The organism is Streptomyces sp. NPDC015139 (assembly GCF_043079785.1).
Lineage (GTDB): Bacteria > Actinomycetota > Actinomycetes > Streptomycetales > Streptomycetaceae > Streptomyces > Streptomyces albidocamelliae.
In genome coordinates, this window is record NZ_JBIBUW010000001.1 from 964,077 (window position 1) to 978,572 (window position 14,496).

Below are 14,496 nucleotides of genomic sequence, written 5' to 3' on the forward strand. Positions count from 1 at the left end.
TCCGTCCGGTCGGGCCGGGTGTGCAGGTCCTACAGCACCGGTGGGACTTCCGGCTCAGGGCTGATGTCGCCGTTCAGGTCCATCTCGTAGCGGCCTTGCGTCTTGCCGGCGACCGCCAGGTGCTTGAGCCAGTAGTTCGAGAGGTTGTGGAGGTTCTTGTGCTGGATCTCCCACGGCATGGAGTGACCGGCGCACTTCACCGTGACCAGAATGTTGTGCGCTCCCGTGATGGCGTCGTAGAGCGCGGGGACATGGAAGTCGAGCGCAGGGTTGGAGCTGGGCGGTGTGGTGTTGGCCGTCTTGTCGTGCTCGCCGTGCACGATCAGTACGGGCACGCTTCCGCCGAGGACGCCGCCCTGCCCCGCGGTGGTGTTGTTCCAGCCCCACGACACGAAGTTCCGGTACCGGCTGGCCCCCACCGGACGCCCGTCCTCGATCGGTCCCCAGGTGCGGCCGAGGGGGTCGATCTCCATCAGGGCGTCCCACACGACGTCGATCATGCCTTCCTCGCGCTGGTTCGGGCACTTGGCTTCCTTGGCCCAGGCCAGATCGAGGCCGTCATGGGTGAGCACATGGGTGGGGAAGCCCGGGGCGGGCAGGGTCGGTGGGGTCGACGGTCCGAGCGGCGGGAAGATCGGCGCGAGGAGGAACAGGCTCTCCACCTTCCCCGGATTGTTGACCGCGTACGGTCCCATCGCGAACGCGGCGGCCGACCAGCCGATGAACGCGACCTTGGTGACGTGGCGTTCGTCGCGGATGTAGTCGACGACGGTGCCGAGTTCGTCCCGGTCGCTCTGCGAGTTGGTCAGGACGTACGGGTAGCTCGCCGTGCGCGTGCCCATCAGCGGGGGAGTGACGGCGCCCTGCTGCAGGGGATTGACGTTGCACGGGTCCTCCATCCGCGGACGCGGTGAGAGACCCGAGCCCTGGAGGTCCATCATGAAGACGTCGTACCCGGCCTGGGCGACGGCCTTGGCCCACCCGTACGAGGTGTGCTGGAGGTCGTAGCCCGCAAGTGCCGGAACGCTCCTGCCGTGCAGCATGAGGACGGCCTTGCGGTTCGCGGGCGGGCCGGAGGGCGTGCCGTCGTGCTCCCGCACGAACAGTTCGACCTTCTGGCCGGCCGTGGCGGGGACGGTCGACGTGTGCGGGACCGAGTGGTCGGTGGTGACGATGGCCATGAGGTGTCCCTTCGCGCCACTCGCCCATGGGCGGTGGCTGAACGCGACTGAAGGGGTGGATCGAGGCATGCGCGATCCTGCGGTCGGCCCTTTCGCCGACCCGGATCGCCCGTGGGCAAGACAACTCGCCCGAAGTACGCCCTCACCCGCGCAGGGCTCGTCGGAGCCGGCGACGGTGGTGTGAAACGGCTGGGCACCCCTTCCAGCGACCTCTGGAAAGGCTTCTCAGATCATGTGAGTGAGCGTCAGCGCCATCATCACTCCCACGTGGATCACGGGGCAACGAACCGGGCCCGATGAGAGAAAGGGCGGTAGGCACAGTGGGGGCGTCGAGTCCCTACGGTCCCAGCCTGCCGCCGCATGTCACGGCCTGCAACTCGATCAATCGCCTGCGTAATTGATTGGTCAACAGAGCATGCGTGGCGCGGTCGGCCTCAGCGGGACGGCCGGTCGCCCGGCCCTTGCCGTCACGTCCACAGGTCCTGGCTCGCGCACACGCGAGCACCCATGTTCGTCTCCATCATGCGCAGAGCGGCCTCGGCGAGGTCGTCGTGGATGTGTGCCACGGCGTCCCGGGGGACGACGACCTCGAAATGGCGGATGTGGGCGTCGAGCGCGGAGTAGAGGACACACTGCTCGGTCACCTGGCCGCACAGCACCAACTGCTGGATCCCCCGCTGCTGGAGCAGATACGTCAAGGGTGTCTCGAAGAAGACGGAGTGCCGCGCCTTGAGGACGAACAGCGAGTCGCCGTCGGGCCGCAGGGGCTCGACGAGATCCGCGTGGGGGCTCGTCAGAGCGTGCTCCAGCAGTTCGCCGTGGTGCGAGCGCCACTCCCCGAAGTTGTCGTTGACGTAGATGACCGTCGCCCCGTCCCGCCGCGCTCGGCGCAGCAGATCGGTCAGCACCGGTACGACCTGCCGCGCGGACGGGAGCAGCAGCTCGGCGTCCTGGTGATCGTAGGTGTTGATCATGTCGATGACGATCAGCGCGGTCTTGCTCATGCTGCCAGGGTTCCACCTGCGGGACGGGCGGGCCTGCGGAGCCAGGTGCGCCCCGCGCCGCCATCGCCCCCGTGGTGCCCCGGACGACTGGGAGTACGCGTCGGAACGCCTGTCGCCCCACGCCGTGTCCCGAAAGGATGAATGCCCCGGTCGGACGGCGTGTCGCAGGCGCCGGCGCAGCAGGATCCCCGTCGACAGGCGGAGAGCGGGACGGCAGGGGGCACATGTGGCCAGGCGGCGGTCGGCGTTACGGGACCGGGCACGCTACCGGTTCGACCAGACCCTGGCCCGCAGCACGGGCACCCTCCTCGGCTGGCTGGCGGCGTGCTGTCTGGCCGTGGTGGTGCCGGTCAGCACCGCGCTGGTGTGGATGGATCCCGCGGCACCCCGTTCGCTGTCCGGCCGGCTCACCGCCGTATGGCGCACCAGCGCGGAGACGCTCCGGCTCGGCGCCGTGACCGGCGCGCCCCTGCGGATGCTCCTCTCCGTCCTGCTCGGCCTGATCGCCCTGCTCTGCGTCTCGACTCTGGTGGGAGTGATCACCACCGGACTCGGGGACCGCGTCGCGGAGCTGCGCCGGGGCCGCTCCACGGTGCTGGAGAGGGGGCATGTGGTCGTTCTCGGCTGGTCGGACCAGGTGTTCACGATCGTCGGCGAACTCGCGGCCGCCCACGGCGATCGCGGCCGTACCACCATCGCCGTACTCGCCGACCGGGACTCGACCGGAATGGAGGAGGAACTGCTGGCCGTCCCCGGCGTCCGGGGCCGTGCCCGGCTCGTGTGCCGCACCGGTTCGCCCGCGGATCCCGCGGCGCTGGCCCTGGTCGGCCCGGCCACCGCCGCCTCGGTGCTGGTCCTGCCGGCGGCGGAGGGGGAGGCGGACACCGAGGTCGTGCGCGTCCTGCTCGCCCTGCGGGCCCTGACCGGGCCGGAGGGCGGACCGCCGGTGGTGTCCGCCGTACGCGACGGCCGCCGGCTGCCCGCCGCACGACTCGCGGCCGGAGCGCGCGGCACGGTGCTGGAGACGGACGGCACCACCGCACGGCTGCTCGTGCAGGCCGCGCGGCGCCCCGGACTGACGTCCGCCGTGCGCGACCTCCTCGACTTCGCCGGCGCCGAGTTCCACCTGGCCGACGCTCCGCACCTGGCCGGGCTCACCTTCCGGCAGATCGCCCTGCGCCACGACACGTCCTGTGCCGTCGGATTCCTGCGCGCCGACGGCGGTCTCCTGCTCACGCCGCCACCGGGCGCCGTGCTCACCGCCGGGGACCGGCTGGTCGTGGTCGCCCACGACGACCGGCCCGCGGCGCCCACCGACCACCGCGCGCACGTGGACCCCACGGCGATGAGCGCGGCCACGCCGGCGGCCGACGGGCCCGTGCGCGTCCTGCTGCTGGGCTGGAACCGGCGCGGGCCGCTGATCGCGGATCTCCTGCGGCGCGGCGCCCGCCCGGGATCCGTCCTCGACGTGATCGCCGGCCCGGACACCGGCCTCCTCCCGGGGCAGCAGGCCGACGAACCGGACGACGGGCGGCTCGCCGTCACCCACCGTCCGGGCGACCCCACGCGCCCCGAAGTCCTGCGCGTCCTGGACCTCTTCGGCTACGACAGTGTCATCGTGCTCGGCCCGGACACCTGCCGTACCGGCGAACGCCTCGACGACCGGGCCCTGTTGACCCTGCTCATGCTGCGCTCCTTCGAGGAGACGGCCGGCCGGCCGCTGCCCGTGGTCGCCGAACTGCACGACCACCGCACCGAGCGTCTGGCCCCGCTCGGCCCGGCCGCGGGCACGGTGGTGCGGGGCCGGCTGACCGCGCTGCTCATGGCGCAGATCACCCATCACCCGTCGCTCGTCCCGGTGTTCGACGACATCTTCGTCACGCGCGGCGGCGCGCTGGACCTGCGTCCGGCGGGGGAGTACGTCCTGCCCGGCCGTGAGGCGTCCTTCGCGACCGTGGTGGCGGCCGCACTGGACCGGGGCCAGTGCGCGATCGGCTACCACGAGCAGGGCCCGCACCCCGCGGATGTCGTGCTCTGCCCCGGCAAGAGCGACCGGCGCGTCTGGTCCGCCGAGGACAGGATCCTGGTGCTGCTCCCGGCCCCCGACGCTTCCGTCACCGCGGACCCGGCGGACGCGCACCTGCCGCACATCCGTGGACGGCGAAGCGACGACACCCCTGCCGAGGCCCCACCCGCCTGAGAGGTGGGTGTGCCTCGTCTACATGCCGGTGGGCAGGTTCCCGAGAACCTGCGGTGCCGTCGGGATGTAGTGGTTGGCGAGGTTGACGTCACGGTTGTGGCGGTGGCGATGGGCCTCCGGGTCGCCGTACTTCGCGAGACGGCTACGGCCGGAAACGGCGTCCCGGACGGCGGTCACGGCTCGGCTGAGCGGGTTCGGCATGTGTGTTCCCCCAGTTCGGTGGCCCGCCCTGTGTGCGTCGGGCCGTACGTGGTCGTGCCAGGAAGAATGCACCAGCCACGGAGGTGACCGCAGCCGCCTTGAGCGGATCTTGAGCCTGGGCGTCCAACTGGCCCGGCTGCCGGAGTCGTTCGGCTCCAGTTGCAAGTTCCGCCGAGTCCCGCGCAACGAAAGGCAAGGGGCGGGCGGGGCGCGTCTCCGTCTGGTACGGCCCGGCCTCCGGGCCGAACAGGATTGCCCGCTTCCCCCAGGCCACCGCCGGTATCGTCGACAGCGCATGTCTGGCGCCGACGGCGCGCTGCGCCTGCGCGGGTCCGCGGCCGGGGCCGGCACCCGGGGCGCCACCACAGTGGACGGAGCCATGATCCCGGGCATGCTGCAGTGACCCCTTGACCCCTGATGTCCGGGATGTTCCGGAAAGGGTGTGCGAGGCGTGGGAGTGGGTAGTCGCGCCGTCCGAGCACGTCACGGAGGAGGAAACCATGAAGTTCACGCGACGGATCGCGATCGTCGGCGCTTCCGCGGCGATGGCCGCAGGCGCGATGGCGATCGGCGGCGGTCCCGCGGTCGCGGCCACTCCTCACACCCCCGGGCACCACCCCGCCACGGCCGGCGCCGAGCGGCCGTCCGCCGGGCGCCACCATGACGCCCGGCAGCCCACGGACCCGTGGATCGAGGACCAGCTGGCGACCTTCTACCCGTCGTCCGCCAAGCGGCTCGCCGTGTTCGACCCCTGGGTCAAGGACCAGCTCGCGAAGTTCGGCGACACCACGAAGTGAGGCGACCGGGCCGGGCGGCCCACCGAGGGCCGGTGAGCAGCGGCCGTACCCGGACCGCAGCCGTCTGATCACTCCCGTACCGACTTGCGGGCGCCTGCCCGGCCGGTAGCGTCGGTGGGTGGTGGGGGCCCCGCACGAGGGAGCGATCCGATGGGCCTGAAGCGCTGGCTCGACGCCTGGCCGGTGTACCGGCAGCTGACCGGCACGGATCCGCTGGGCCGCGGCAAGGCCGCACAGTCGGCCCGCTCCTCGGCCCTGGGCTCCCGGACCGAGAGCGCCGACCGGATGGTGCACTCGGTGTGCCCGTACTGCGCGGTGGGCTGCGCCCAGCGCGTGTACGTCAAGGACGAGAAGATCATCCAGATCGAGGGCAACCCGGACAGCCCCATCTCCCGGGGCCGGCTGTGTCCCAAGGGATCCGCCAGCAAGCAGCTGGTCACCGGCCCGCAGCGCGAGGAGCGCGTCCTGTACCGGGCGCCGTACGGCACCGGCTGGCAGGAGCTGGACCTGGACACGGCCATGGACATGGTGGCCGACCGGGTGCTGGACGCCCGCCGCAGGGGCTGGCAGGAAACCGACGCGGACGGCAGGACCCTGCGGCGGACGATGGGGTTCGCCGGTCTGGGCGGGGCGACGCTGGACAACGAGGAGAACTACCTCATCAAGAAGTTGTTCACCGCTCTCGGCGCCCTGCAGATCGAGAACCAGGCCCGCATTTGACACTCCGCCACGGTTCCCGGTCTGGGAGCCTCGCTCGGCCGTGGCGGCGCCACGGACTACCAGCAGGACCTGGTCAACGCCGACTGCATCGTCATCATGGGCTCGAACATGGCCGAGGCCCATCCGGTCGGGTTCCAATGGGTCATCGAGGCCAAGGCGCGCGGCGCCAAGGTCATCCACATCGACCCGCGCTTCACCCGCACCAGCGCGCACGCGGACCAGCACGTCAGCATCCGGGCCGGCACCGACATCGCGTTCCTGGGCGGCGTGATCAACCACATCCTCACCCACGACCTGGACTTCCGGGACTACGTGCGGGCGTACACCAACGCGCCCTCCCTGGTGGACGAGAGCTTCCAGGACACCGAGGACCTGGACGGGCTGTTCAGCGGCTACGACCCGCACACCGCGGCGTACGACCCGTCGAGCTGGTCGTACGCGAGCGTCCGCGCCCAGGAGCGGCCGGGCCGTCACGCGAAGGAGACCTCCGAGCCGTACCAGCACGGCGCCCGGGGCCCGCTCGTCGAGGAGGCCGAGGGGGGAGTCGAGTCCGATCCCACCCTGGAACACCCCCGGTGCGTGTTCCAGGTGCTCAAGCGGCACTTCGCGCGCTACACCCCGGAGATGGTGGAGCGGATCTGCGGAGTGCCGCGGGAGCTGTTCCTCGACGTGTGCCGGGCCTGGACGGACAACTCCGGCCGGGAGCGGACCACCGCGCTCGTCTACAGCGTCGGCTGGACCCAGCACTCCGTCGGCGCCCAGTACATCCGGGCCGGATCGATCGTCCAGCTGCTGCTGGGCAACATCGGGCGTCCGGGCGGCGGCATCTACGCCCTGCGCGGCCACGCCAGCATCCAGGGCTCCACGGACGTGCCCACCCTGTTCAACCTGCTGCCGGGCTATCTGCCGATGCCGAGCGTCACCCACCAGAACCTGGCCGGCTATCTCGACACCGTGCGCGGCACGGGGCAGAAGGGGTTCTGGGGCGACGCCGACGCCTACATGGTCTCGCTGCTCAAGGAGTACTGGGGCGACGCGGCGACCGCCGAGAACGACTACCGCTTCGACTACCTGCCCCGCGTCAACGGCGACCACGGCACCTACCGCACCGTGATGGACATGGTCGACGGCAAGGTGTTCGGCTACTTCCTGCTCGGGCAGAACCCCGCGGTCGGCTCGGCGCACGGCCGGCTGCAGCGCCTGGGCATGGCCAACCTCGACTGGCTCGTCGTCCGCGACCTCACCATGATCGAGAGCGCGACCTTCTGGAAGGACGCGCCGGAGATCGAGACCGGGGAGATCGTCACCGAGCGCTGCCGCACGGAGGTGTTCTTCTTCCCGGCCGCGTCGCACGTGGAGAAGGCCGGCACCTTCACCCAGACGCAGCGGATGCTCCAGTGGCGGGACCAGGCCGTGGAGCCCATCGGCGACCGGCGTTCCGAGCTGTGGTTCTTCCACCGTCTCGGCCTGCTGCTCAAGGAGCGCCTCGCGGGCTCGGCCGACGAACGCGACCGCCCCGTCCTCGACCTCGCCTGGGACTACGACATGGAGGGCGAGGAGCCGTCCCCGTCGGACGTGCTGCGCCACATCAACGGCATCGACCTGAGCACCGGCCGCACCGTCGACAGCTATCTCGACCTGCGTGACGACGGCGGCACGGCGTGCGGCTGCTGGATCTACAGCGGGGTGTACGCCGGCGAGACCAACCAGGCGCGCCGCCGCACCCCCCGCTCCGAGACGGGACCGTACGACGCCGAGTGGGGCTGGACCTGGCCGCTCAACCGCCGGGTGCTGTACAACCGCGCCTCCGCCGACCCGGACGGGCGGCCCTGGAGCGAGCGGAAGAAGCTGATCTGGTGGGACGAGGGAGCCGGCGAGTGGACCGGCCGTGACACCCCCGACTTCGAGCGGACCAAACCGCCGCACTACCGGCCGCCGGAGGGCGCGTCCGGCCCGGCGGCGCTGAGCGGCGACGACGCGTTCATCATGATGAGCGACGGCAAGGCGTGGCTGTACGCGCCGGCCGGACTCGCGGACGGGCCGATGCCCACGCACTACGAGCCGCACGAGTCGCCGATGCGCAATCTGCTCTACGGCCAGCAGGGCAACCCGGTGCGCAAGGTCTACGGGCGCCCCGACAACCCGTCCAACCCCGCGCCGCCGGAGGCCCACTCCCAGGTGTTCCCCTATGTGTTCACGGCGGCCCGGCTGACCGAGCACCACACGGCGGGCGCCATGAGCCGCCAGCTGCCGTACCTGGCGGAGTTGCAGCCGGCGTTGTTCGTGGAGGTGTCCCCGGAGCTCGCGCGCGAGCGCGGACTCAGGCATCTGGACCTGGCCCATGTGATCACCAGCAGGACCGCGGTCGACGCGCGGGTGGTGGTCACCGACCGGATGGCACCGCTGCGGATCGACGGCCGTGTGGTCCACCAGGTCTGGATGCCCTACCACTGGGGCTCGACGGGCCTGACGACCGGGGACGTGGTCAACGACCTGATCGGCGTGGTCGCCGACCCCAATGTCTTCATCCAGGAGAGCAAGGTGCTGACCTGCGACGTACGGCCCGGACCGCGCCCGCGCGGCCCCGACCTGCTCGCGTACGTGGCGGACTACCGCCGCCGGGCCGGCATCACGCCTCGGACCGGCACGCGGATCGCGACGGCGGACGGCTGCGCCGAGTGCACGCACACCGAGACGGACGAACCGCCGGAGGCGCCGTCATGACCCCGGACAACAGTTTCCACGGTCCGCTGGAGGACCCCGCCGAGAACGCCGGCCACGTCGACCACCCGCCGCGCATGGGCTTCTTCACCGACACCTCCGTGTGCATCGGCTGCAAGGCGTGCGAGGTGGCGTGCAAGGAGTGGAACGACGTCCCCGAGGACGGCATCGACCTGCTGGGCATGTCCTTCGACAACACCGGGATGCTGGGCGCGAGTTCCTGGCGGCACGTGGCGTTCGTCGAGCAGCAGCGCCCGCTGGGCCGCCAGGACGCGGGACTCGCCGACCTGCCCGTGGGCCCGTCCGGCACGGAGGACACGGAGGAGGTGGTCGCGGACGCCCTGGAGTTCGCCAGACGCGGTGGCGCGGACCTCGGCACGGCCCCGGTGGACCTGGGCTTCCCCTCCTTCGAACTGCCCGGCGCGGGCACGGGAGCGGAGGCGCGCACGGAGTTCCGCTGGCTGATGTCCTCGGACGTGTGCAAGCACTGCACACACGCGGGCTGCCTCGACGTGTGCCCCACCGGGGCGCTGTTCCGCACCGAGTTCGGCACCGTGGTGGTGCAGCCCGACATCTGCAACGGCTGCGGCTACTGCGTGTCCGGCTGCCCCTACGGCGTCATCGACCGGCGGCCGGACGACGGGCGGGCCTGGAAGTGCACCATGTGCTACGACCGGCTGAAGGACGGCCTGGAACCGGCGTGCGCCCAGGCCTGCCCGACGGACTCCATCCAGTTCGGCCCGCTGGACGAACTGCGTGAGCGGGCCGACCGGCGGGTGGCGGCCCTGCACGAGGCGGGCGTGCCCGAGGCCCGGCTCTACGGCCGCGACCCCGAGGACGGGGTGGGCGGCGACGGCGCCTTCTTCCTGCTCCTCGACGAACCCGAGGTGTACGGCTTCCCACCCGATCCGGTGGTGCCGACCCGCGACCTCGCGTCGATCTGGAAGCACGTGGGCGTGGCCGCGTCGGCGCTGCTGGCCGCCTCGGCGGCCGTCTTCCTCCGCGGGCCGCGGCGATGTCCGGGGACGGGACGATGAGCGGGGACGGGGCGCTCCGGCACGGGCTGCCGGACGGCCACCGGCCCGGCCGCGACGACGACGGCAGCCGCGAGCGGTCGATGGTGCCGAAGGCGAAGTTCCGCTCCTACTACGGGCGCCCGGTCCTCAAGCCGCCCGTGTGGGAGTGGAAGATCCCCGCCTACCTCTTCACCGGCGGGCTGTCCGCCGGAGCCGCCCTGCTCGCGGCCGGCGCGGACCTGACCGAGCGCCCGGAACTGCGCCGGGCAGGCCGGATCGGCGGTTTCGCCGCCCTGTTGGCGAGCATGTACCTGCTCGTCGCGGACCTCGGCAGGCCCGAGCGCTTCCATCACATGCTGCGGGTCGCCAAGCCGAGTTCGCCCATGTCCGTCGGCACCTGGGTCCTCGTCGCGTACGGCCCGGGCAGCGCGCTGGCGGCGACGGCGGAGTTGCTGCCGGCCGGTGTCCGGGCCACGCTGCCCGGACGGCTGCTGGGCCTGACGGCACGTCCGGCGGGACTGTCGGCGGCCCTGCTGGCGCCCGGGGTCGCCTCGTACACGGCGGCACTGCTGTCCCAGACGGCGGTCCCCGCGTGGCACGAGGCGCACAAGGAGCTGCCGTTCGTCTTCACCGGCAGTGCCGCGGCCAGTGGGGCCGGGCTGGGCATGCTGCTGGCCCCGGTCGCGGAGGCCGGTCCGGCGCGGCGGCTCGGCGTCGTGGGCGCGGCGGCCGAGATCGCCGCCTCCCGCCTTGTCGACCGGCGTCCCGGGCTGGTGACGCAGGCCTACACGACCGGCCGGCCGCATCGCCTGCGCAAGGCGTCCGAGTACCTGACGCTGGGCGGCGCCCTGACGGCGCTGACCCTCGCCCGGCGCAGCCGCACGGCTGCCGCGGCGGGCGGGCTGGCGCTGCTGGCGGGCAGTGTGCTCCAGCGGTTCGGCACCTTCGAGGCGGGGGTGGTGTCCACCGAGGACCCCGCGTACGTGGTCGAACCGCAGCGAGAGCGGCTGCGGGCCCGCGAGGAGGGGGCGGACGGGGCAGGTCCCGGCCCGTCGTGACGGCTCCGGCCGCCGGTCTCACCGCACCGGGAGGCAGTGTCCGCCGGTGTCCCTCCGTCACCCGGCGTCCGGAAACCGTGGGTCTCTCCGTCACCCGGCGTCCGGAAGCCGCGTCCGCCGTACGGCCTCCTCGTCGGCCTCCCGCCGTGCCGACAGGGCGTTGTGTTCCCGCACCTCGGCGAGCCGGCTCCAGGGCCGGATCTCGTCCAGGGAGAGTCCCGGGCAGACGAGCCGGTGCGGAATCCGGCACGTCGCCCCGGGGGGCGGTTCGTCCTGGCCGCCGTTCCACGCGACGCCGTTGCCGTCGACATGCCAGCGGTGCCCGCCCGGCACGAGGTGGGCGGGCACGGGCCGGCCGGGTTGGAGGAGGACGTGCTGCCCGGTGTAGGTGGCGCGGCGCTCCCCCGCGAGCCCGCATTCGGGGCAGACCGGGGGGCCGGGCGGTTCCGGTCCGGTGGCGCCGTCGCGAGCCGCCTGGGCACGGTCGGCGGCCTCCCACGGCCGCGGGGTGCCGACGGCCGGCACGCGGACTCCGTCCGGTCCCGGTACGGAAAACGGGACGATGCTGTCGGTCTCGCCCATACCGTCGAGCGTGCGGGCTCCGGTCCGGTGCGCACAGGGCGCATCGAGGGAGCACGGGGAGCAGGGCGGCGCTGAGGTACCTGACGGTTCCTTGGGCGCCTCCCGGACCTCAGCCGTCGACTCCGCCGCCGCGTGTGGGCGGATGCCGGCGGGCCGCCCGGTAGGCGGCGATGAGCGCCGTGAGCTGCCGGTTGTAGCCCTCGGCTTCCTGAAGGGCCGCGTCCGGCAACGGGTCGTCGGCCCGGTAGCCGAGCGCGGGGTGCCCGGCGATGTGCCCGCAGAGGGCGTCCAGGTGGTCGAGGAGGGCCGCGCGGCGGGCCTGCTCGGGTGTCAGTGACCGCAGCCAGACGAGCCTCTCCACGACCGTCTCGGGACGTGGGGGCAGTGTGTGTCGGATGCTGTCGGCCCGCTGGGCGAGGGTGTTCCACACCGGCAGGCGGAGCACCTCGACCAGCGTGTCGGGGGCGGCTTCCACGGTGGTGGGCGTCATGTGTCCACAGTCGCAGGGGGCACTGACAACGCGGCCCGCGCCCCTCGCGGAGGTCAGCCGTCCGGGGTGCGCACGATGGCGCAGCCGGAGCAGACGGACCAGTCGGGCGGCTGCGCGGACCGTTCCCGGACCGGGCTCTCCCGCGAGTTTCCCAGTACCGCAAGTAACATGATCACCTTGTCTTCGGTTGCACCAGTCAGTCAACTCGGCGCTGTCTTCCGACGCGCCCGGCCCGGAGATGTCCATGCCCTCTGTCGATGACGCGTTCGAGAACGCGCGCCTCACCTACGAACAGCACATGCGGACCTGCCGTCAGTGCCATGTCGATGCCGCGCCCTGTGCCGTGGCCAAGCATCTTCTGCGGCTCTACAACATCGCCCGCAGGGACCGGATGCGCGCCATGGGACGGCACGCCCCCACGGCCTGACCCCGACCTGCGACGGTCCCCTCTGGCCGCCGGCTTTTCGGCGGTCGTGATCCGGGAACCCGGCCGGCCGTCCCGTCCCCCGAGACACAGGAGGCCGTCGTGACACACCCGCGCGCCGACCGGCCGAACCCGGTCACCCGGCACGCCCGCCCGGACTTCCCCTCCCAGGACCAGCCGCATCCGGGCTGGACCGGCCCGATGGACCCACCGCCCGACCACGGCGAGGAGTCCTACCGCGGTGCCGGCCGTCTCGACGGCCTCAAGACCGTGATCACGGGAGGGGACTCCGGCATCGGCCGGGCGGTGGCGCTCGCCTTCGCCCGGGAGGGCGCCGACGTGCTGTTCACCCATCTCCCGGAAGAGGAGGACGAGGCCCGCGAGACGTCCCGGCTGGTCGAGGACGCCGGCCGCAAGGCGGTCGCCGTGGCCTGCGACATCCGTGAGGAGGACAACTGCCGCGCTCTGATCGACCGGGCGGTGGCCGAGTTCGGCCGCATCGACGTCCTCGTCAACAACGCCGCCTATCAGATGTCCCAGCCGGACGGCATCGAGGCCATCACCACCGAGCAGTTCGACCGGGTGCTGCGGACGAACCTGTACGGCATGTTCTGGCTGACCAAGTTCGCCCTACCGCACATGCCTTCCGGCGCCTGTGTCATCAACTCCGCGTCCGTGCAGGCGTACAAGCCGAGCCCGCACCTGCTGGACTACGCGATGACGAAGGGCGCCATCGTCACCTTCACCCAGGGGCTGGCGCAGATGGCCGCCGAACGCGGCATCCGGGTCAACGCGGTCGCACCCGGGCCGGTGTGGACGCCGCTCATCCCGTCGACCCTGCCGGACACCCGGGAGTTCGGCAAGCGGAGTCCGCTCGGCCGGCCGGCGCAGCCCGCGGAACTGGCTCCGGCCTACGTCTACCTGGCCTCTGCGCAGGCCGGCTACGTCACCGCCGAGATCCTCAACGTGACGGGCGGCACGCCACTGCCCTGACGTCACCTCATGTCACGGTGCGCGGCGGATCGTTGAGGAGTTCGAGCAGCCACCGCGCGCTCTGTCCGGCTTCGGGAGCCACGCCGGAGGGATCGGGGAACATACGGCCCCAGGACGCGGCGCGGCCCAGCGCGCTCAGGCGCCAGGCGGTCCCGACCGCGTGGCGGAGGTCGGCCGCCGTGCGGCCGGTGCCGGTCCAGGGCTCCAGATAGGCGTCGACCAGCCGGGGCAGCACCCCCGGCCCGTACCGGTCGACCGCTCGCTCGGCCGGTATCCGCAGACTGCAGAACGGGTGGGAGACGGTCGCGTCGCCCCAGTCGAAGAAGGTGAACCGGCCCGGCGCCGGGCAGAACAGCTGGCCGTCGTGCAGGTCGGCGTGATCGAGTGTGTCCCCTATGCCGAGGGCGGCGAGTTCGGCGGACCACTCGGCGACCCGTGGCCGGAGCGCGTCGAGCCGCGCGCGTTCGTCCGGGCTCAGCGCGGAGGCACCGTCGAGCAGCCTGCCGAACACCTCGGAAAGGTCGCGTGTCCGGGCGGCCGGTACGCCCAGCCGCTCGATCTCCCGCGCGTAGGGCAGCAGGGCGTGCTGCATGCGCGCGTACCGGCCGAGCAGGCTCTCCCAGACCCGCGGGGCCACGGGCTCCCGGGCGAGCAGGTCGCGGAACAGTTCACCCCCGTCGGGCAGCAGCGTCCAGCCGCGCCCGGCGTCGACGGCCAGCGGCTTCAGCACGTCCTCGGGCACCCAGCGGGCCAGCGCGGCGGTCAGCGGGCCCTCGAACGCGGCGGCCGGCGGACTCGCCTTGAACCAGACCACGCTCCGCCCCTTCACGGGCACCCGCACCAGCACCGACCACGGCCGCAGCCGCACCCGAAGCCCGCCGGTCCCGCGCAGACCGTGCGCCGCGAGTCCGTCCTCCACCCAGGCGAGGGCGGAGACGCGCCAGGTCTCCCGCTCCCAGGGAGTCACCGCGTCCGGGTACGCGCCACGGTCCAGGATCATCGACTGTGCTTGCCGCATCGCGCCATTCCAGCAGCCCGGCCGACCGTGGGACCACTGATTTGCGTGCGGCGCCGACCGCGCTCGTCTCCGCCCGGCCGAGGCGGCGATC

At 72.4% G+C, this 14,496-nt stretch carries 13 protein-coding genes; 7 read left to right on the forward strand and 6 right to left on the reverse strand.

Annotated features, from left to right (window positions below; genetic code table 11):
- Positions 1-29: 29 nt before the first annotated feature.
- Together ACF08B_RS04270 and ACF08B_RS04275 are read right to left on the reverse strand one after the other, a co-directional pair.
- Positions 30-1,181, reverse strand: coding sequence for an alpha/beta fold hydrolase (locus tag ACF08B_RS04270; protein ID WP_392315969.1), 1,152 nt, complete (start codon positions 1,179-1,181; stop codon positions 30-32).
- 467 nt (positions 1,182-1,648) lie between these two features.
- Positions 1,649-2,185: a cysteine hydrolase family protein gene (locus ACF08B_RS04275; protein WP_392315970.1), complete on the reverse strand. Its 537-nt coding sequence runs from the start codon at positions 2,183-2,185 to the stop codon at positions 1,649-1,651.
- A gap of 226 nt (positions 2,186-2,411) precedes the next feature.
- Between ACF08B_RS04275 and ACF08B_RS04280 the strand changes: the two genes are divergently transcribed.
- A complete protein-coding gene (locus ACF08B_RS04280; protein ID WP_392315971.1) occupies positions 2,412-4,385 on the forward strand; it encodes an NAD-binding lipoprotein in 1,974 nt (657 codons plus the stop codon).
- Positions 4,386-4,403: 18 nt separating this feature from the next.
- Here the strand turns inward: ACF08B_RS04280 and ACF08B_RS04285 are convergent, their stop codons facing one another.
- Positions 4,404-4,586 carry a hypothetical protein gene (locus ACF08B_RS04285; RefSeq protein WP_392315972.1) on the reverse strand — a complete coding sequence of 61 codons (183 nt, stop codon included), beginning with the start codon at positions 4,584-4,586 and terminating at the stop codon, positions 4,404-4,406.
- A 500-nt stretch (positions 4,587-5,086) separates the two neighbouring features.
- Between ACF08B_RS04285 and ACF08B_RS04290 the strand changes: the two genes are divergently transcribed.
- From ACF08B_RS04290 to nrfD, 4 genes are all read left to right on the forward strand, one after another.
- The gene (locus ACF08B_RS04290; protein ID WP_392315973.1) at positions 5,087-5,383 is read left to right on the forward strand and encodes a hypothetical protein; all 297 of its coding nucleotides are present in this window, start codon (positions 5,087-5,089) and stop codon (positions 5,381-5,383) included.
- Between the two features lie 150 nt (positions 5,384-5,533).
- Positions 5,534-8,827: a formate dehydrogenase gene (gene fdh / locus ACF08B_RS04295; protein WP_392315974.1), complete on the forward strand. Its 3,294-nt coding sequence runs from the start codon at positions 5,534-5,536 to the stop codon at positions 8,825-8,827.
- Complete coding sequence (locus ACF08B_RS04300; protein ID WP_392315975.1) at positions 8,824-9,861, forward strand: 4Fe-4S dicluster domain-containing protein; 1,038 nt, start codon at positions 8,824-8,826, stop codon at positions 9,859-9,861. The genes fdh and ACF08B_RS04300 overlap by 4 nt, the downstream gene beginning before the upstream one ends.
- Positions 9,858-10,898 carry an NrfD/PsrC family molybdoenzyme membrane anchor subunit gene (nrfD, locus tag ACF08B_RS04305; RefSeq protein ID WP_392315976.1) on the forward strand — a complete coding sequence of 347 codons (1,041 nt, stop codon included), beginning with the start codon at positions 9,858-9,860 and terminating at the stop codon, positions 10,896-10,898. Before ACF08B_RS04300 ends, nrfD begins: the two co-directional genes overlap by 4 nt.
- 90 nt (positions 10,899-10,988) lie before the next feature.
- Here the strand turns inward: nrfD and ACF08B_RS04310 are convergent, their stop codons facing one another.
- On the reverse strand, positions 10,989-11,480 hold the full coding sequence (locus ACF08B_RS04310; RefSeq protein ID WP_392315977.1) for a DUF6083 domain-containing protein: 492 nt from the start codon (positions 11,478-11,480) through the stop codon (positions 10,989-10,991).
- Positions 11,481-11,589: 109 nt separating this feature from the next.
- Positions 11,590-11,970 (reverse strand): hypothetical protein, encoded by a 381-nt coding sequence (locus ACF08B_RS04315; protein ID WP_392315978.1) that lies wholly within the window; start codon positions 11,968-11,970, stop codon positions 11,590-11,592.
- Positions 11,971-12,214: 244 nt separating this feature from the next.
- On the opposite strand from ACF08B_RS04315, the gene ACF08B_RS04320 reads away from it, so the two are divergent.
- Both ACF08B_RS04320 and ACF08B_RS04325 read left to right on the forward strand, forming a co-directional pair.
- Positions 12,215-12,397 carry a hypothetical protein gene (locus ACF08B_RS04320; RefSeq protein WP_392315979.1) on the forward strand — a complete coding sequence of 61 codons (183 nt, stop codon included), beginning with the start codon at positions 12,215-12,217 and terminating at the stop codon, positions 12,395-12,397.
- A 99-nt stretch (positions 12,398-12,496) separates the two neighbouring features.
- Positions 12,497-13,387, forward strand: coding sequence for an SDR family oxidoreductase (locus ACF08B_RS04325; protein ID WP_392315980.1), 891 nt, complete (start codon positions 12,497-12,499; stop codon positions 13,385-13,387).
- A gap of 7 nt (positions 13,388-13,394) precedes the next feature.
- Here the strand turns inward: ACF08B_RS04325 and ACF08B_RS04330 are convergent, their stop codons facing one another.
- The gene (locus ACF08B_RS04330; protein ID WP_392315981.1) at positions 13,395-14,405 is read right to left on the reverse strand and encodes an aminoglycoside phosphotransferase family protein; all 1,011 of its coding nucleotides are present in this window, start codon (positions 14,403-14,405) and stop codon (positions 13,395-13,397) included.
- Positions 14,406-14,496: the final 91 nt, after the last annotated feature.